Source organism: Poseidonocella sp. HB161398 (assembly GCF_005870025.1).
Classification (GTDB): Bacteria; Pseudomonadota; Alphaproteobacteria; order Rhodobacterales; family Rhodobacteraceae; genus Mangrovicoccus.
The window spans coordinates 23296-42173 of sequence record NZ_VATA01000003.1 but is presented as its reverse complement, the minus strand read 5'-3'; the positions used below and the strand labels follow the sequence as shown (position 1 = coordinate 42173).

General features: G+C 68.3%; 14 protein-coding genes and 2 pseudogenes. 4 read left to right on the top strand and 12 right to left on the bottom strand.

Features of this window, described 5'->3' with window-relative positions; translation table 11 throughout:
- Nucleotides 1-5: 5 nt before the first annotated feature.
- The 3 genes from FGX59_RS03250 to pgsA are packed head-to-tail and all read right to left on the bottom strand — an operon-like array spanning nt 6 to nt 1272.
- Nucleotides 6-464, bottom strand: coding sequence for a molybdenum cofactor biosynthesis protein MoaE (locus FGX59_RS03250; RefSeq protein WP_138465085.1), 459 nt, complete (start codon nt 462-464; stop codon nt 6-8).
- A complete protein-coding gene (gene moaD, locus FGX59_RS03245) occupies nt 461-709 on the bottom strand; it encodes a molybdopterin converting factor subunit 1 (RefSeq protein ID WP_138465084.1) in 249 nt (82 codons plus the stop codon). The genes FGX59_RS03250 and moaD overlap by 4 nt, the downstream gene beginning before the upstream one ends.
- Nucleotides 706-1272 carry a CDP-diacylglycerol--glycerol-3-phosphate 3-phosphatidyltransferase gene (gene pgsA, locus FGX59_RS03240; protein WP_138465083.1) on the bottom strand — a complete coding sequence of 189 codons (567 nt, stop codon included), beginning with the start codon at nt 1270-1272 and terminating at the stop codon, nt 706-708. The genes moaD and pgsA overlap by 4 nt, the downstream gene beginning before the upstream one ends.
- 102 nt (nt 1273-1374) lie before the next feature.
- On the opposite strand from pgsA, the gene FGX59_RS03235 reads away from it, so the two are divergent.
- The gene (locus FGX59_RS03235; RefSeq protein ID WP_138465082.1) at nt 1375-3153 is read left to right on the top strand and encodes a tetratricopeptide repeat-containing sulfotransferase family protein; all 1779 of its coding nucleotides are present in this window, start codon (nt 1375-1377) and stop codon (nt 3151-3153) included.
- 1031 nt (nt 3154-4184) lie between these two features.
- Nucleotides 4185-5277 (top strand): annotated as a pseudogene (locus tag FGX59_RS03230) (transposase); the annotation flags it as partial.
- A gap of 66 nt (nt 5278-5343) precedes the next feature.
- Here the strand turns inward: FGX59_RS03230 and FGX59_RS38580 are convergent.
- The 9 genes and pseudogenes from FGX59_RS38580 to FGX59_RS03185 all read right to left on the bottom strand — a co-directional run.
- A pseudogene (locus tag FGX59_RS38580) lies at nt 5344-5725 on the bottom strand (transposase); the annotation flags it as partial.
- Nucleotides 5726-6813: 1088 nt separating this feature from the next.
- Nucleotides 6814-8688 carry an excinuclease ABC subunit UvrC gene (uvrC, locus tag FGX59_RS03220; protein WP_138465080.1) on the bottom strand — a complete coding sequence of 625 codons (1875 nt, stop codon included), beginning with the start codon at nt 8686-8688 and terminating at the stop codon, nt 6814-6816.
- A gap of 287 nt (nt 8689-8975) precedes the next feature.
- Complete coding sequence (locus FGX59_RS03215) at nt 8976-9755, bottom strand: SDR family oxidoreductase (RefSeq protein WP_138465079.1); 780 nt, start codon at nt 9753-9755, stop codon at nt 8976-8978.
- Nucleotides 9756-9767: 12 nt separating this feature from the next.
- Nucleotides 9768-10712, bottom strand: coding sequence for a calcium/sodium antiporter (locus FGX59_RS03210; RefSeq protein ID WP_138465311.1), 945 nt, complete (start codon nt 10710-10712; stop codon nt 9768-9770).
- Nucleotides 10712-10900, bottom strand: coding sequence for a hypothetical protein (locus tag FGX59_RS03205; protein WP_138465078.1), 189 nt, complete (start codon nt 10898-10900; stop codon nt 10712-10714). Before FGX59_RS03205 ends, FGX59_RS03210 begins: the two co-directional genes overlap by 1 nt.
- Nucleotides 10901-10904: 4 nt before the next feature.
- Nucleotides 10905-11705, bottom strand: coding sequence for a S49 family peptidase (locus tag FGX59_RS03200; protein ID WP_138465077.1), 801 nt, complete (start codon nt 11703-11705; stop codon nt 10905-10907).
- A gap of 136 nt (nt 11706-11841) precedes the next feature.
- Complete coding sequence (locus FGX59_RS03195) at nt 11842-12687, bottom strand: CpsD/CapB family tyrosine-protein kinase (RefSeq protein WP_138465076.1); 846 nt, start codon at nt 12685-12687, stop codon at nt 11842-11844.
- Between the two features lie 21 nt (nt 12688-12708).
- On the bottom strand, nt 12709-14241 hold the full coding sequence (locus FGX59_RS03190; protein WP_138465075.1) for a Wzz/FepE/Etk N-terminal domain-containing protein: 1533 nt from the start codon (nt 14239-14241) through the stop codon (nt 12709-12711).
- A 14-nt stretch (nt 14242-14255) separates the two neighbouring features.
- Nucleotides 14256-15101, bottom strand: a complete 846-nt coding sequence (locus tag FGX59_RS03185; protein WP_138465074.1) for an ExeA family protein — start codon at nt 15099-15101, stop codon at nt 14256-14258.
- A gap of 485 nt (nt 15102-15586) precedes the next feature.
- Between FGX59_RS03185 and FGX59_RS03180 the strand changes: the two genes are divergently transcribed.
- Both FGX59_RS03180 and FGX59_RS03175 read left to right on the top strand, forming a co-directional pair.
- Nucleotides 15587-16258: a sugar transferase gene (locus FGX59_RS03180; RefSeq protein ID WP_240722229.1), complete on the top strand. Its 672-nt coding sequence runs from the start codon at nt 15587-15589 to the stop codon at nt 16256-16258.
- A 136-nt stretch (nt 16259-16394) separates the two neighbouring features.
- Nucleotides 16395-18848, top strand: a complete 2454-nt coding sequence (locus FGX59_RS03175; protein WP_171060493.1) for a tetratricopeptide repeat protein — start codon at nt 16395-16397, stop codon at nt 18846-18848.
- Nucleotides 18849-18878 lie beyond the last annotated feature (30 nt).

Sequence of the window (18878 nt, the reverse complement as noted above, 5' to 3'; positions counted from 1 at the left end):
CCCGGTCAGTCCTTTTTGGGCGACCAGCGGCCGAGCGCGTCCTCGTCCTCGTCCTTCGCCGCCACCCAGGCGGCATCCCCGGCGCCGATCTCCTTCTTCCAGAAGGGGGCGCGGGATTTCAGGTAGTCCATCAGGAACTCGGCCGCCTCGAAGGCGGCGACGCGGTGGCGCGAGGCGGTGGCGACCATCATGATCGGCTCGCCGATCTCCAGCCGCCCGTGCCGGTGGATCACCAGCGCCCGGACCAGATCCCAGCGCGCCTCGGCCTCGGCGAGGATTTTCGCGATCGCCGCCTCGGTCATGCCCGGATAGTGCTCGATCTCCATCGCCACCATCCCGCCCTGGTCGCGGTCGCGCACCACGCCGGTGAAGCTGACCACGGCTCCGGCATTCCCGAGCCCCGCGGAGAAGGCGTTCAGCTCCGCCCCGGCATCGAAGCGCGCGGACTGGACGCGGACGCTCATCCGCCAGTCATCGGCGGGAAGAACGCCACCTCGCGCGCGCCTGCGAGCGCGGCATCGAAATCGGCGAGCTCCTGGTCGATCGCCACGCGCAGCGCCGAGATGTCCTCGAAGGCGGCGGCATAGCGCGGCTCCCTGGCGCGCAGTTCCTCCACCAGCTCCATTACCGTCGCGGCCGAGGTCTCCACCCGCTCGCGCGGCAGGCCGATGCGTTCGCGCACCCAGGCGAAATAGAGGCAGTCGATCATGGCAGCGGCTCCTCCTTGAGATAGGGCAGCGCCTTCCACAGGTAGTCCCAGCCGGTGACCAGCGTCAGCAGCCCCGCGACCCAGAGGAGCCCGGTGCCAAGCAGGTCGACGAGCCCGGCGTGCATCGCCCCCGCGGCCAGCAGGATCGCGATCGCCACCATCTGCACCGTGGTCTTCCATTTGGCCAGCCGGGTGACGGCGAGCTTGGAGGCGTCCTTGCCGAGGAATTCGCGCAGCCCCGAGACGAAGACCTCGCGCAGGAAGATCGCCGTGGCCGGCACGATCAGCCAGGGATTCATCCCCGAGGTGCCCAGGATCACCGCCAGCGCGATCACCACCATCGCCTTGTCGGCAATCGGGTCGAGCATCGCGCCGAAGCGGCTCTGCTGCCGCCAGGCACGGGCGATCCAGCCGTCGAGGAAATCCGTCAGCGAGGCGCCGACGAAGAGACCGAAGGCGATCCAGTCCGCCAGCGGCCGCGGCAGGAAGGCGAAAGCCAGCGCCGCACCCGGGGCTGCCAGCAGCCTCAGCACAGTCAGGATATTTGGCAGGGTCCATCTCATGCGGTTCTCCTAGCGCGCGGCGCCGGACAGGGAAAGGGCACATCGGTTCACCTTCGCTTAGACCTTTGGAGCTAGCAAAAGCAAGGGAAGGAGACGCGGCGCATGGCGGCGACGGCAGAGACAGTGGAAAGCGCGCTGCGCCGGGCCCGCGGCCTGGCCCGCGGCGGCGCTCCGGCAGAGGCGGCGGGGCTCTATCTCGACCTGCTGGCGCGCTATCCCGGCAACCGCAAGGCGCGCCGCGGGCTGGCGGAGGTGACGCGGATCGGCGATCCGGCGCTGCGCCGCCAGATCGGCGCGGGGATCGAGGCGGTGCGGCAGATGCTGCGCGCCGGACGCACCGCGGAGGCGGTCGAAGCGGCGGGCGCCATGCTGGCTGGAGCGGCGCAGTTTCCCGTTCTCCACACCCTCCTGGCCGAGGCGCTGGTCGCCGCGGGCGATCCCGGCCGCGCCTGCGCGCATCTGATGACGGCGCACCGGCTGGCGCCGGAGGATGGCGACGCGGCGATGAACCTGGCGCGGATGCTGATGGATCTGGGGCGCCCGGCCGAGGTCGCCGCGCTGACCTGCGACCTGCTCGCGCAACGCCCCGGCGACCTCCTGGCGCTGGCGCTGCGCGGCAATGCGCTGGCCATGCTCGGCCAGGGGGCGGAGGCGCGGGACTGCCTCGACCGCGCGCTGGCCGCGGATCCGGAGAATGCCGCGCTCCGCGCCGACCGCTCCGGCCTGCTTTTCGCCCTCGGCGAGACCGCGCTGGCGGAGGCCGATATCCGCCGCGCGCTGGCGCTCGATCCGGACCGGCCGCGCTTCCTCTACCTCGCCTGCGTGGAACTTGCGCTCCCCGCCGATGACCCGCTGCTCGGCCGCGCTGCCGCACGGCTCGCCGATCCCGCCCTGCCCCGGCGGGACGAGGCGCTGCTGGCTTTCGGCCTCGCGCGCCAGCATCATCTGCGGGGCGAACGGGCGGCAGCCTTCGCGCTCTGGTCCCGCGGAAATGCCGCGCGCAAGGCGGAGATGGGCTACGCGCTGGCGCAGGACGAAGCCGAATTCGCCCGCATGCGGCAGATCGCGGCCCAGGGCTTTCCGCAGATCGATCCGCCGCCCCTTGCCAGCCGCCGCCCGGTCTTCGTCACCGGCCTGCCGCGCTCGGGCACCACGCTGGCGGAGCAGATCCTGGCCAGCCATCCTCAGGTCCATGGCGCGGGGGAGCGCGACAGCCTGGCGGCGGCGATCCACATGGAGGGCCCGCCCGAGGCGCCGCCCTCCGCAGCGCAGCTCCTGCGGCTGCGCGCCGCCTATCTCGACACGCTCGCCGCCTCGACGCCCGAGGCCGGCTGGGTGGTCGACAAGATGCCCAGCAATTTCCTCTACATCCCCTGGATCGCCGCCGCCTTCCCCGAGGCCGCGATCATCCATCTGGAGCGCGACCCGGTGGCGACCTGCTGGTCGAATTTCCGCAACATCTTCCCGCAGGGCGGGCGCGGCACCGGCTTCGGCAACGACCTGGCGGACCTCGCGGGCTATCACCGGCTCTATCGCGGGCTGATGGCCGACTGGACCCGGCTCTGCCCGGGCCGGATCCTGCCGCTCGGCTACGAGGCGCTCTGCGCCGACCAGCGCGGCGAGACGGAGCGGCTGCTCGCTCGTCTCGGCCTGCCCTGGCACGAGGGCTGCATGCAGTTCCACGAAACCGCGCGCACCGTCACCACCACGTCGGCAGCCCAGGTCCGCAGGCCGCTCTACCAAGGCAGTTCGGAGAGCTGGCGCGCCTACGAAGCCTGGCTCGGCCCCCTGCTCGACGGCCTCGCGGATGCCCGCCGCCCGGCCGCAGCCCGCGCCGGCGGCACCGCAGCGCCTGCGGCCCGGGCACCGGCCCGGCCATGAGGGCCTGCAGCTCCTTTGCCGGACGACGGCGACCGGCCCGGCCCGGCAGGTCTTCCAGCCCGGCGCCCCTGCAGCCGGAACAGACGCAGCCGCTGTGCCTGTGTCCAGAGTTCCGCGCTCGCCGCAGGAGCCTGCGATCCCTATGCGACGCAGGAAACTCCCGCGCCCATCGATTAGGCGGGGCAATCGCGGGCCGTCCTGCCGCTGGAAGGCCAAGGCGGATTGCCGGTCGCTTTACCGGCGAACTGTCTCGGGTTCAGGATTGACAGCCGGAGGATGGAGAGTCCCGCGAGAGCGGTAGCCGAGAGGAAGACCTCCGGACATAGGCCGTCGCAGGGTGCCATGCGCCTCCGGTGCGTGAACCTGCCGAACATGGTCTCGATGCGGTTGCACCACCTGGATTGGCGCCTGTCATATTTCACCGGGTGCTTGCATTTCTTTCGACCGGGAATGCAGGCGCCCACCGCTTTTCCGGCAAGGCTTCTCGGAGCCAATCGGCGGCATAGCCGCGATCCCCGAACAGACATTATCGTTTCGGCAGACCGCAGAGCAGCGTTCCTGCGCCAGCATGGCCGCTCACATGTCGGGCGGCAACGAACAAGTCGATCCGCCGCCCCGGACTGTCGCAGATGGCGTGAAGCTCGGTGTTCGTGCCGTCCGTTCCCGGGGAAACGTACTTCCGGATCGCTTCCTGCTCCTCGAACTTCGGCGGACCAACCGGGATCGCGTCCCGGGGCGCGGTGTAACCTGCGCTTACCGCCGGGGTTCCTGGCAGGGTCGGGGCGCTGACGCCAAGCTGAACCGGGGGATGCCGCAGATGGCCAGACCGGTGATGGAACTCCGCGCGCTCGTGTTGAGCGGAGCGCCCGCCCGCCACCGGTCCGAGGGCCGCCCCGACCCGCGATGCGGACCCGCTGCGCGGGATGGTCAGCTTCGCCGCGGAACGGCCGATGGCTTTCGAGCGCCCGCCAATCGATCCCCCGAATCGGTTGGCGGACAAAGCGCTGGCCGCCGCCATCCAGGCGGCCTGCGTTCATGGCGTCCCGACACGTTCGAAGGATGATCTGGTTCAGGCGACGGGCCGGACCGGCATCTCGATGAGCCCAGGTCAGCCGCCTGCGCGGGGAACGGGCCATTTTCCGCCATCGGTCCAAGGACGATGGCGAGTGGCGAGCGCGTCGATGCCGTCCTGGCACGGCCGATCGAAGACGCATGGCCCTTCGGCGGGGAAAGCCTCCCCCAGAGCCCTTCTTCTTCCGCCCCGGCTCATGGATCGACGCGACCTGTCTCAAGGTGCGCCAGGGCGGGCGCGCCGCCATCGCGCTAGGACGGATGGCGAAGCCATGACGGCTGTCTGCGGCCGTCACCTTCGCGGTCGTGCGAACGGCTGTCCGCGGCCGTCGCCATCGGTCCGACCCCGATGGCAGACGGGCGGTGCGAGGTCCCGGGCATGGCGACCAGCGCCTCCGGGGCCGGGCCGTTCACGGGACTTTCGCGGCACCACCGGCGCCACGGTTCCCATTCCCTCCTGCGCGATCTCGTGGGCCGCAGCCTAGGCGGCGTGAAGCTGGCGGCCAGCGATACGCATGAAGGCACCAAGGTCGCGACCGCAGGGCGGACTCCACTGCCTGGCAGCGCCGCCGCGTCCATTTCCGGCGCAATGCGCTCGCCAAGGCCGACAAGAGCCGCCGGGGGGCCTTCATCGCCATGGCCTTCGCCCAGCCAGGGCACGCCGCCGCCAGGACCCAGCGGCGCCTAGCCGCCGACCGGAGGCGTCGCGAGCGGCCGACGCGCGCCACGCTCATGGACAGGACGGAGGAAGACGTGCCGGCCTCCATGACCTTCCCGCCCCGGCACCGCGCCAGGCGTCACGGCACGAACCCGATCGCGCGCCCGGATGGCCAGATCAGGCGGCGCGCCGATGCCGCCGATGTCCGGGCCTTCCTTCGGACCGGCGGCCGTCATGCCCTCGCTTCCCGACGATGCCGCGATCCGGCGCCTCGTCGGAGCCATCAGATGGAGCAGACCGGGGAACAGACTGCACAGTGCGCCAGCTGCATGGCGCTGGAAACGCCCGCGCCGGTCTGCGACGATGTCACCGTCAGCCTGCCTCCATCGAAAAGCGGCCAGCCAGACCCGCCCGCCAGCCGTCGCGAGCTGCGCCGCAAAGCGGGACAGGATCTCAGGCGACCGCGCCCCCTTTGCGGCGGCCATGCGGGTCGCAAAGCGGGGGGCTTGCAGATCCGTCTCGTCAATCCTCACGGATTTCTGGTCGCCATACCCGGGAGCCAGTCCCGCCATCATCCGCACGAAGTTGCCTTTCTCGTGCCGACGCGTCCAGCGGCTGCAGAGCGTTTCCCCGGCATTTGCGGCACCACGGGCGCCACGGCCCATCTCGACCGTGCGGAGCTTGGGCTTCGGGGGCATCGCGCCATCTCGACCCATTGCGGTTGACGAAGGTAGTTCCACTCGCGATCCGCTTGTCATCACCACGGAACTTTCCATGCGACTTTGGCAAGACGGGATTCAGACGCACCGGCCGCGCGGCGGTCAGCCGGAACGGGCCCCTCATGCCACCGCCCCGTTGCCGGAGCCGGAGCCGGAGCCGCGATTCATGTGGGAGGGAGCAAATCAGTACACCCCGAGCCCAGCGGAGAGGAGTTCCGGCCTGTCCGGTTCAAGGATCAGCATCCTGTGCCGGGCCCCGCGCCTGGAACCGAACACGTGGCCCCCCCGCTGACCGGATTGCGCCCGTGAGCGACTTGCACGGTCAGCGCATGGCCACGTACCACCTTCCGGGGTCAGGCCCTGCGCGCCGCCAATGGTCGGGGCCAATACCGGGTGACGGACATTGTTGCCAAGGAGTTCCGCAGCTGCCTGCGCAGCGCAATCGCGCCGAAGCCGCCGGCAACCTGCGGAGGCTCCCGCCAGATGCTCCTCGCCGATGTCGGGCGCGGCACGCCTTCCCCATTTGACGGCGCTGGGGCCGCATCCCGCACCGGCGGCTCCTCTACCACGTCCGGCGCAAAGCCAGGTTCGACTTCGCCTGGCTTTGCGGCCGCGAGCTGGCAGCGCGTGCCCCTGCCTCTGGACAACATCAGTCGTCGTTGCGACGATGCATGTCGCCCCCCCGGGCAAAGCGCGCCCTGGCCCATCGGCCGCATCCATGCACCGCCCTGCCGAGCCGTCCAGATCGGGGCCCCATACTGGATGGACATGACGTCAGGCACCCTTTGGATCATCCTGCCGAAAGAAGGAGGGCGAAGGCCGTCGCGCTTGCGGTGGAGATGGACTGCGTGCCGCTGCAAGGCCCGCGGCATTGTCGGCGTGACCCTGTCACAAGGATGCCGGGGACATTTCCGGATATCCGTCCCGACCCGTTTCACGGTCCAAGACATCCCTGTCGCGGCGCCTGCAGGCCGGGTGGGCCCGGCGAGATGCAGACTGCGGTCGAAAACGCGTCCTTTCCGCGGGGCGGGACCATCCCCTTCTGGTCGGCCTGCGCGCAGCCTGCCAGGGAGCGGTCTAAAGCCTTGCCGCCCGCGTCCGAATAGCAATGGGTCGTCAGCGCCCCCCTGGGGCGGCAGAGCCCGTCCGGCACGGGTGCCGTCGCATGACCCGGAACCGCTGGCGGCGGGCGCCAACGGGACGGGGCGGCGATCAGCTGCCGGGGTTGAAGAAGTCGTAGATCTTCTGCGCCATGTTGTCGGAGATGCCCTCCACCGCGCGCAGGTCGGCGAGGTTGGCGCGGCTCACCGCCTTGGCGGAGCCGAAATGCGCCAGCAATGCGCGCTTGCGCGAGGCGCCGACGCCCGGCACCTCGTCCAGCGGCGTCGCCCCCATCGCCTTGGCGCGCTTCGCCCGGTGCGTGCCGATCGCGAAGCGGTGCGCCTCGTCGCGCAGGCGCTGGATGAAATAGAGCACCGGGTCGTTGTGGCGCAGCGCCATCGGGCGCTGGCCGACGCGGTGGAATTCCTCCTTGCCCGCATCGCGGTCGATGCCCTTGGCGACGCCGACCATCGGCACGTCCTCGACGCCGAATTCCCGCATGATCTCGGCCACGGCGCTGACCTGCCCGGCGCCGCCGTCGATCAGCAGCAGATCGGGCCAGAGGCCGAGCGTGCGGTCCGGATCCTCCTTCAGCAGGCGCTTGAAGCGGCGCGTCAGCACCTCTTTCATCATCCCGAAATCGTCGCCCGGCACCAGGTCTTCGCCACGGATGTTGAACTTGCGGTACTGGTTCTTCAGGAATCCCTCGGGCCCGGCGACGATCATGCCGCCGACGGCGTTCGTGCCCTGGATATGCGAGTTGTCGTAGACCTCGATCCGCGCGGGCGGACCGTCGAGCCCGAAGGCCTCGGCCACGCCGCGCAGCAGCTTGCCCTGGGTCGCGGTCTCGGACATCCGCCGCGCCAGGCTCTCGCGGGCATTGCGCGCCGCCCCGGCGATCAGCTCGGCCTTCTCGCCCCGCTGCGGCACGGCGATCTCGACCTTGCGCCCGGCCTTCTGCGCCAGCGCCTCCAGCATCAGGTCCTCGTCCTCGATCCCGTGCGACAGCAGCAGCTGCCGCGGCGGCTCGCGGTCGGAATAGAACTGGCCGATGAAGGCCTCCATGATCTCGGTCTCGCTGACCCCCTCGCCCACGCGCGGATAGTAGTCGCGGTTGCCCCAGTTCTGGTTGGCGCGGATGAAGAAGACCTGCACGCAGGCCTGGCCGTTCTCGGCATGCAGCGCGATGATGTCGGCCTCGGCGACGCCGCGCGGGTTGATGCCCTGGGAGGTCTGCACCTGGGTCATCGCGCGGATCCGGTCGCGCAGGGCGGCGGCGCGCTCGAATTCCATCGCCTCGGAGGCCTTCTGCATCTCCTCGGCCAGCTGCGCCTGCACCTTGGTCGAGCGCCCGGCGAGGAAATCCTCGGCATCCTTGACCAGCCCGCGGTACTCCGCCTCCGAGACCAGCCCGACGCAGGGCGCCGCGCAGCGCTTGATCTGGTAGAGCAGGCAGGGGCGCGTGCGGCTCTCGAACTGGCTGTCGGTGCAGTTCCTCAGCAGGAAGACCTTCTGCAGCTGGTTGAGCGTGCGGTTGACCGCGCCCGCCGAGGCGAAGGGGCCGTAGTACTTGCCCGGCGCCGATTTCTTGCCGCGGTGCTTGGCGATCTGCGGGAAGGCATGCCCGGTGACATGGATGTTCGGGAAGCTCTTGTCGTCGCGCAGCAGCACGTTGTAGCGCGGCTTGAGCTGCTTGATGAGGTTCTGCTCGAGCAGCAGCGCCTCGGTCTCGGTCCGCGTCGTGAGGAACATCATCGACGCGGTCTCGGAAATCATCCGGGCGATGCGCGGGCTGTGGCCATGCGGGCGGGCATAGCTCGAGACGCGCGCCTTGAGGTTCCGCGCCTTGCCGACATAGAGCACGCGCTGCTGCTCGTCGAGCATGCGGTAGACGCCCGGAGCGGTCTCCAGGTTGCGCAGGTAGTCGGCGATCCGCGCGTGGCCGGTCAGCGGAGTTTCCGGCGAGCTGTCAGTGTCAATGGTCATTGCAGGCGTTCTTGATTCATTCAGCCCTGCCCCGATTCCAGCCCGACCTCAAGGGCGAACATACCCACCGAAGCTGTGGATAAGTCTGTCGACAACTTCTGGGTAGCTTGGATTTTCCCTTGTTTCACCGGTTCTTCCATGGATTGCCCGTTTCTTGGGCTAAATTTCAGGGCATTGAAAACAAAGGAAACTTTTTATTTCACTTGATAAGTTTCTGAGATTTCTGACATTTCTCTGACGGTTACGTGACATGATTGTGACCGGTGCAAAACTAGTTTGACCCAGGGTCACTCCACGCCCAGCACATCCGGCGTCTGCCAGGCCAGGTGCTGGCCGCCGTCGGTGCACAGGAGCTGCCCGGTCACTGCCTTCGCGCGCAGGAAGTAGAGCAGCGCCTGGTCGATGTCGTCAGGGTCCGAGCCGCGCTCCAGCACCGTGGCGGCCCGCTGGGCGGCGAAATGCGCCTCGCTCTGGCGCGCGCCCTGCAGCGTCGGGCCGGGGCCGATGGCATTGACCCGGACCCGCGGCGCCAGCCCCTGGGCCGCGGTGCGGGTCAGCGCCCAGAGCCCCATCTTGGCCAGGGTGTAGGTCGTGAACTCGGGCGTCAGCTTGCGCACGCGCTGGTCGATCATGTTCACCGCCAGCCCCTGGGCGACCGGCTCGCCGCGCGCATCGGCCACCGGATCGGGGACCTGGGCGGCGAAGTTCTGGATCAGCACGAAAGGCGCGCGCAGGTTGCTTTCCATGTGCCGGTCCCAGCTCTCGCGGGTGGCGCTGCGGATGTTGTCGTAGTCGAAGATCGAGGCGTTGTTGACCAGCACAGTCAGCGGCCGGCCGAAGGCCGCGGCCGCGGCCGGCACCAGCGCCTGCATGTCCGCCTCGCGGGTCAGGTCGGCCTGGAAGGCCCGCGCCTCGCGCCCCATGGCGCGCAGCTCGGCGCAGAGGCCCTCGGCCTCGCCGCCGGAACTGGCGTAATGGACGGCGACGTCATAGCCCTCCGCCCCCAGGCAGAGCGCCATGCTCCGCCCCAGCCGCTTGCCCGCTCCGGTTACCAGCGCGACACTCATGACCCGTACTCCTCAGCCCAGAACCATCACCAGATAGCCGGCATAGAGCAGGACAAGCAACGCGCCGGCGACGCGCGTCAGGTTGCGGCCCATCAGCACGAAGGGCACGAGCAGCACCGAGGAGCCGAGCATCACCCAGAGGTCCATCTGCAGGAATTGCGGATCGACCGGGATCTTGCCGACAAAGGAGGTCACGCCGATGATGCCGAGCAGGTTGAAGACGTTCGAGCCGATGACATTGCCGAGCGCCACTTCGGCATGGCGGCGCAGCGCGGCCATGACCGAGGTCGCCAGCTCGGGCAGCGAGGTGCCGACCGCAATCAGGGTCAGGCCGATGGCGGTCTCGCTGATGCCGAAGGTGCGGGCGATGTTGACCGAGCCCTCGATCAGCAGGTTCGCCCCCACCGGCAGGCCGATCAGGCCCAGCACCAGCCAGGTCGCGACCTTCCAGCCGGGCATCGACGGATCGGCGCCCTCGACCTCCTCTTCCTCTTCGCTCTGCGACTTGCGGTGGGCGCGGGCCTCGCGCGCCTGGTCCCAGAGCACCACCACCAGCCCGGCCAGCAGCACCAGGCCATGGACCCAGGTGATCGGCCCGAGGAAGCAGACGGCGATGAAGACGGCGCTGGCGGCGAGCATGCCCCAGTAGGATTTCCGCGTGTCGCATTCGCTGGTCATGATCGGCGCGATCAGCGCCGGGATGCCGAGCACCAGCAGGACATTGGCAGTGTTCGAGCCCACCACGTTGCCAAGCGCGATGCCCGGCGCATTGTCGAGCACCGCCTGGATGCCGATCAGCAGCTCGGGCGCCGAGGTGCCGAAGGCGACGATGGTCAGGCTGACGATCAGCGCCGGAATGCCCAGCCGCAGCGCCAGGTTCACCGCGCCCTTCACCAGCGCGTCGCCGGCCAGGACCAGGATCAGCAATCCCAGCCCGGTATAGACCCAATCCAACATCACTTGTCACGTTCCTCGCAATTGCACGGGCCGCGGCCGACGATGAAGCCGCCGCAGCGCGGGCACCGGCGGGGCGCCCTGAGTTTCGCATTCGGGTTCCGGGGGCGGGGCAGCCGCGGCAGCCGCAGCTTGCCGAAGATCGCCAGGATGGCGATGCCGATCAGGAAGAAGGTGACGATCTTGATCACGGCATCAGAGCCCGTATCGCGCGAAGAGCGCCCGTTCCTCGAGCGCCAGGCCGATATCGCCGGCAACGCGCGCGCCGAGGAAGGGGATCAGCCCGCGGCGCTTGGCGAAGACCGGCAGCTTGACCTTCTCGCCGTAGAGCTCCTTCAGCTTCGGCTTCAGGTGGGCGATGCCGTCGGCCAGGCCGATCTCCACCGCCTTCTCGCCGACCCAGACCTCGCCGGTAAACAGATCCGCCCCCTCGGGCAGCTTGGCGCCGCGGCGCGCCTTCACATGGGAGATGAAGGCGTCGTGGATCTGCGACAGGATCCCGTCGAGCCGCTCGACATCCTCGGGCTTTTCGGGACGGAACGGGTCGAGCATGCTCTTCGATTTCCCGGCAGTGTGGACGCGCCGCTCCACCCCGTGCCTGGCGATCAGCTCATGCGCGCCGAAGGAGGCGGCGATCACGCCGATCGAGCCGACCACCGAGCAGGGATCGACCCAGATGTCGTCCGCCGCCGAGGCCAGCCAGTAGCCGCCCGAGGCCGCCACGTCCTCGACGAAGGCATGGACGGGGATGCCCTTCTCTTCCGACAGGCGCCGGATGCGCGCGCCGATCAGCGAGGACTGCACCGGGCTGCCGCCCGGCGAGTTCAGCACCAGCGCCACCGCGGCCGGCTTGCCCTTGGCAAAGGCCTTTTCGATCAGCGGCGCGACGGACCGGTCGCTGAGCGCATTGCCCCGCGACTGGCTGGAGATGACGCCCTGCAGATGGACGACGTTCACGCGCGGCGCGCGGTTCAAAAAAGCGAGAGACGGTTTCATGGGCAGCACATAGAGGCTGCACCAGCCCCCAGCAAGGAGAGGCGCGGCGGAAAGACGCGACTGCGGCGGGTCCGCCGCAGGCCCGGCAGGCGCGGCGCCCGGTCAGGAGGCGGACCGCCCCTGCGGGCGGCCGCGCTCAGTACCCGTAGCCGTAGCCATAGCCGTATTCGTAGCCGTAGCCGCTGGCCGAATAGCGGCACTTGTTCAGCACCACGCCCATGATCTCGGTCATCTCGCTGATCTCGCTCTCGGCGACGTCGAGCTCTTCGATCGTGGTCTGCTCGGCCGCGGCGACCAGCAGCGCGGCATCGACATGCTCGAGGAAGCCGATCGTGTCGTCGCTGGCCAGCAGCGGCGCGGTGTCGAAGACCGTCAGGTCGGGCTTGTAGCGCGCCTCGAGCTCGTCGAGGATCTCGCGGGTCCGGGCGCTCTGCAGCAGCTCGGAGGAATTCGCCTCGGCCGCCAGGTTGGTGCCGAAGGCGAGGTTGCCGTTGAAGCAGACCATGTGGTCCTCCGGCGCCTCGTCCCCGGTCAGCGCCTTGGCGAAATAGTGCGGCTCCTTCAGGCCCAGCACCTTGGCCAGGCTCGGGCGGCGCAGGTCGAGCTCGATCACCATGATCCTCAGGTCGGACTGCCGCGCCAGGCTGAACGCCAGGTTGGCGGTGATCGTCGTCTTGCCGCATTTCGGCGTCGCCGAGGTCACGACGAGCCGCTTCCAGCCCTTGGCCTTGGCCTGCTGCACGACCTTGGTGCGCATCATGTCGAAGGGCGTCGCCTGCTGCTTGCCGAAGAAGGAGACGACCCGCATGTGCTGCAGCATGCGCGGGTTCGGGGTGAAGACCTTGAGCGCCGCCCAGCGGGCCGCCACCTCGGCATCCCCGCCCCCGCCGCCGCCGCGCCCGGTCCGCAGCTCGCCGCTGCGGTCGCGGATGCCGCTGCGCTTCTCGCGCGCGCGGTGCAGGGCATTCTGAAGTCGTTCCATCCTGCTATCCTCCGGAGGCCGCTACTTGAGGGAAATGTCCATGCCGAACTTGCGCGCGATGTCCTCGGCCAGGACATTGAGCGGCACGACATACATGTGGATCGCCCAGATGCTGAGCGGGATCGCCAGGAAGAGCAGGATGATCGTCAGGAAGAAGAACATCCGGCGCCAGCGCGTCTCCTGCTCGGTGCGGATCAGCGGGATGACGGCGAAGGTGGCGATGCCCAGCTTGTCGCTGATCTCCACCGGCCGGCGGATCGAGCGGTTCAGCAGCTCCAGCAGGACGATGAAGCCGAAGCCCATCGACAGCCCGACCCCGAGCCCGGCCGCCGCGATCAGCGGGCGGTTGGGCTTCGAGGGGCGCATCGGGCGCGTCGCCTGCTCCACCACCGAGATGCGCTGCGACTTGCCGCCGAGCTCGATCCGCTCGCCGGTCTCGGCCGCCGAGAGCCGCGCCACGGCGCTGCGGTACTGTTCCTGGGTATTCTCGTAGTCGCGGGTGTAGCCGTCGAGCGCGACCGCCGTGGCGGGCATCTGCGACAGGCTGCCGGTGACGTTCTCCAGTTCGGCCCTCGCGCCGTCGAGATCGCCCTGCAGCTGCTCCAGCCGGTGGTCGACCTGGGCAAGCTGGGCGTCGAGCACGGCCTTGGGCCCCTCGTCCCCGGCACCGGCGGCCACGCCGACGCGTGCCTCCAGCTGGCGGACCCGCGCCTCGAGCACCTTGATGCGCGGATGGTCCGGCGCGTAGACGATCAGCGCGTTGTCGAGCGCGTCGCGGGCCTGGGCCAGCGCCTGCTCGTCCGGGCCGAGATTGCGCCCGGTGCCGACCGAGCCCGTCGCCGCGAAGAGGTCGAGCGCCGCCTGCCGCTGCTGGGTCAGCGTGTCGATCTGGTCCTGCAGGTTGCGGATCGCCTCCGCCAGCGCGGTCTGGCGCGAGCTGAGGTAGTCGCGGTTCTCCGGCAGGGACCCGGCATTGGCGCTCTTGAAGTCGAGGATCTTCGCGCTCTGCCTGTCGAGCTCGCCGCTGAGCCGGTCGACCTCCTCCTTGAAGAAGTCCATCGTGTCGCCCGCCGCGACGGTGCGCATCCGGACGTTCTCGTTGAGGATCTGGGTCACCAGCTCGTTGGCGACGCGGGCGACGACATCGGGGTTCGAGCCGCGGAAGGCGACATCGACGAAGGTCGCCTGGTTGCGGCCCGCGAAGATGGTGAACTTCGTCCGGTCGCGCATCTGGTTGACGATGTCGGTCGCGGTCATCGCGTCCTCGTCGGGGAAGACCTCCAGCTTGCTGGCGAGGTCGACGAGGCTGGCGCGGGCCATCACCCGCTGCTCGATCACCTGGAGCTGCTCCTGCGCGACGACATTGACGGTCGATTCCGCCAGCTTGTCCGAGATCTGCGGAGACTCCACCAGGAGCCGCGCCGTCGCGGAGTATTCCGGCGGCATGACGATCGCGACCGCCGAGCCGAGCACGGCGAAGAAGACAACGATGACAAGGAAATAGTGAAACCGGCGCCAGAAGATCGAAATGTAGTAGGAGAAATCAATTCTCATCGCATTGGGGTCCTCTAGAGCGCGTATCCGCCGAGATAGACCCCGTCATCGAGCACGGAACGGATCGTTTCCTCGGTGACGGCAGGCTGTTCGGCTGAGAAGGCATAGACAAGGGCCAGATCGCAGATCTGGTTTACGAGGCGCGGCACCCCGCCGGTCACTTCGTGGATGACCGGAACCGCGGCCGGGTCGATTTCCGCGCCAGTGCCCCCCGCCACTTTCAGCCGGTGCGCGATGTACTCGCCGACTGTCGCGGGCGCCATCCGGCCCAGATGGAAGCTGGCGCCGACGCGCTGCAGGAACTGGCGCAGCTCGGGACGGCGGATCATGTCGCGGAATTCCGGCTGGCCGACCAGCACCAGCTGCAGCAGCTCGTCCTTGTTGCTGTTGATGTTGGTCAGCATCCTGAGCTCCTCGACGGTCTCGGGGGTCAGGTTCTGCGCCTCGTCGATGATCAGCACCATGCGCCGCCCGCCGGCATAGACCTCCAGCATGTGATCCTGCAGCAGCTGGAAGAGCTGGACATAGCTGCATTGCGGATCGAAGGGCACCGCGAAGGCGTGCAGCACCCATTGCAGCAGCTCGCCGCGCCCGCCCTGGGCATTGGAGATCAGGCCGATATCGACATCGTCCTCCATCGAGCGCAGCAGGTACTGCAGCAGCGTCGTCTTCCCCGCCCCCACCTCGCCGGTGATGACGGTGATCGGCGCACGGGTCATCATCCCGTATTCGAGCATCGTGAAGGCAAGGCGGTGATCGCGCGACCAGTACAGGAATTCCGGGTCCGGCAGCAGCGTGAACGGACGTTCCGCAAAGCCGAAATGGGAATTGTAGATGTCTGTTGGTACCGTCTTGTTCATGGTGTCCTAGCCTACACGTCCGTCTGGCGGATGTCCCCGCGAATCCCCGGAAGCCGGGCTAATTCCGGAGGACGGTCCGGATCCGCGACAGGTCCACGCGTCGCACAATCGATAGCCGGGGTCCCTGCGGCTTCCCCCGGCAGCAGCAAAGAGTCGCAGCCCTGCGGCAGATACCCGACGCCCGGGAACCCGCACACCCGCCCGTTTCCCTGCGGTTGAAAATACCTCCGGAACTGGTTTCCAATTGCGCACAATGAAGGTAAATTGCTACCATTGATCACGTTCATGGCCCTCGCCGCACCTGGTTTCCGATTACACATAAATGTTCAGCTTTAACTAAGTCTCAATAAAAACTGGAGTTTCGTTGAATCAAATCATAGCTCTGGATAGAACCAGCCAATGTTCAGCGGAGCCCGACCATCAGGGAAGCATTCTCTCTGCGCAACAGAAGATATTCTTAAGATATGCCCACGAGGTGGCCCCGAGTGACTATCCATATACAGACTTCTGCATCAAATTCGCGCGAAGTCGCCGACCATAGCCTTTCGGTATCTTTATACCGCCGCTCCGTTAAGCGAGTATGCGACATTGCCTTCGTCCTCTGCATCCTCCCCGTCATCGTCCCTCTGATCCTGGTCTTCGCCGCGATCGTCGCACTCGACGGCAGCAACCCCTTCTTCATGCAGCGCCGGGTCGGCCGCGACGGCCGCATCTTCCGCCTGATCAAGCTGCGCTCGATGATCCCCGATGCCGAAAGCCGGCTGCTCGGCTATCTCGCCGCCAATCCCGAGGCCAAGCGCGAATGGGACGAGATGCAGAAGCTCTCCCGCGATCCGCGCATCACCCCGGCCGGCCGCTTCATCCGCCGCTTCTCCATCGACGAGCTGCCGCAGTTCTTCAACGTCCTCGCCGGCCATATGAGCGTCGTCGGCCCGCGCCCGATGCTGCCCTCCCAGCGCGAACTCTATCCCGGCCGCGCCTATTACGCGCTGCGCCCCGGCATCACCGGCTTCTGGCAGGTCAGCAAGCGCAATGACGCGAGCTTCGCCGAGCGGGCCCATTTCGATGCAGACTACTTCCATGCGATGTCCCTCCGGACCGACCTCCTGGTGATGTTCAGGACTGTTGGCGCCGTGCTGCGCGCCACCGGCGCCTGACCCTGCAACATGCTCCGCAGCGCCGCTGCGGCAGCTCCCGGGATCGGCGGTTTTCAGCATGGGCAGGCAAATGGCGTTGATCGGCCGCGAGGGGTGCACTAGCACCTCCCTACTGCAAGGAATTTCGAGGGTACCCATGTCATTGACCAGCAAGCTCGGGACGGTCCTGCTGTCCACCACCCTGATCCTGGCCCTTGCCGCCTGCGAAAGCGACGAGCAGAAGGCGCAGAAGAAATTCGAGAGCGCCGAGGCCCTGATCGAGGCCGGCGACTATGCGCGCGCCCAGGTCGAGCTGCGCGGCATCTTCGATCTGACCCCGGAATTCCTCGATGCCCGCCTGGCCTATGCCCGCGTGCAGGTGAAGCTCGGCGACCTGAAGGACGCCTATGGCCAGTTCCTGCTGGCCGCGCAGCAGCACCCGCGCAGCTTCGAAGCCCGCGTCGAGGCCGCCGAGATGTCCGCGACGCTGGGCGATTTCGACCGGTTCGACACCAATCTGGACGCCGCGCTCGATCTCGAGCCCGAAAATCCCCGCGCCAAGGCGCTGTCGCTGGTGCGCCAGCTGCGCGAGGCGCGCCGCCGCAGCGACACCGCCCGGATCGAGCAGATCCGCGACGAGGCGCAGGCGCTGCTCGATGCCGACCCGACGCTGGTCCATGCCCGCAACGCGCTGATCGATGCCCATACCGCCCTCAACGATCCCTATGGCACGCTGGAGCTGCTGAACGAGGCGATCGCGCTCTACCCGCAGGAGAAGCGCTACTACTCGTTCAAGCTGCAGCTGCAGAACCAGATCGACGATCTCGAGGGCATCGGCGAGACGCTGAAATCCGCCGTCGACGCCTTCCCCGACGACCGGGACTTCAAGCTGGCGCTGGTGCGCTGGTACCTGCGCAACGGCGATGCGGACTCCGCCGAGGCCTTCATGAAGGCCGATGTCGAGCGCAAGGGCGACAGCGACGGGCCGCGGGTGGAATACGTCCAGTTCCTGCAGCAGGTGAAGGGCCCCGAGGCCGCGCTGGCGCAGATCGACGACTACATCGCCGGGGGCACCAACAACGTGCTCTTCCGCACGCTGCGCGCCAGCACGCTGTTCGATTCCGGGCGCCACCAGGAGGCCATCGACGAGCTGCGCACCCTGCTCGATGCCGATGCCGTCGGTTCCGACAGCCTGGTTCGCGACGCACGGATCGCGCTGGCCCGCATGCTGATCGTGCAGGGCAGCAAGGACGAGGCGGCCGGGATCGTCGACAAGGTGCTCGAGGCCGATCCGCGCCATGTCGAGGCGCTCAAGCTGCAGGCGGAGCGGCTGGTCGAGGAGGACCGCGTCGGCGACGCCATCCTGTCGCTGCGCACCGCGATGGACCAGGCCCCCGACGACGCGATGCTCTACACGCTGATGGCGCGCGCGCACGAACGCGAGGGCAACCGCGACCTGATGCGCGAGAACCTGCAGCTGGCGGTCGAGAAATCCGCCTATGGCAGCCGCGAGAGCCAGCGCTATGCCCGGATGCTGATGTCCGAGGACAAGTTCAAGGCCGCCAATGACGTGCTCATCCAGGCCGCGCGCCGCACGCCCGGCGATCTGGGCATCCTCAAGCTGATGGCCCAGGGCGCGATCGGCACCGACGACTGGACCCGCGCCCAGCAGATCGTCAAGAGCATCCGCGCCATCGGCTCGCCCGAGGCCGGCACGCTGGCCGACAGCCTGGAGGCCGACATCCTGGCCCGCACCCAGCGCACCGACGAGAGCATGGAGCTGCTGCGCGGCATGATGGAGAACGAGTCCACCGCGATGACGGCCCAGGCGGCGATCGTGCGGAGCTACCTGTCGCAGGGCAAGACCGCGGAGGCGCGCAGCTTCCTCGACGAGCTGCTGGCCCAGGCGCCGGACTCCAGGACGCTGCGCTTCCTCGATGCCTCGCTGCTCGACATCGAGGGCAAGCCCGCCGAATCGGCCGCCATCTTCCGCAGCCTGCTCGACGAGAATCCCGGCCAGGAGCTGGTCTGGCGCGCCTATGTCACCACGCTCCTGCGCTCGGGCGACAAGGAGGCCGCGCGGGCCGCGCTCGACGAGGGCATCGCGGCGGTGCCCGACGGGATGAACCTGCTCTGGCAGAAGGCCGGCTTCGAGGAGCGCGACGGCAATGTCGAGGCGGCGATCGCGATCTACGAGGACCTCTACAAGCGGAACTCCAACTCGACGATCATCGCCAACAACCTGGCCAGCCTGATCACCTCCTACCGCGACAGCCACGAGGATCTGAGCCATGCCTATACCATCGCCCGCCGCCTGAAGGGCACGGAAGTTCCCGCGTTTCAGGACACTTACGGCTGGATCGCCTTCCGCATGGGCAATCTCGAAGAGGCGCTGCCCTACCTTCAGGACGCCGCGACCAAGCTGACCGAGGACCCGATGGTGCAGGAGCATTTCGCCCGCGCCCTAGCCGAGAGCGACCGCCCGGCCGATGCCGCGCCCTTCTTCGACCGCGCGATCGCGCTGGTCGGCGACAGCGATCCCGACCGGGTTTCCGGGCTGGAGGCGGCGCGCGACGCGGCGCTGGCCAAGGCGGACGAAACACCGAACTGATCCGGACGTCCGGCCCGCCCCGCGGGCCGG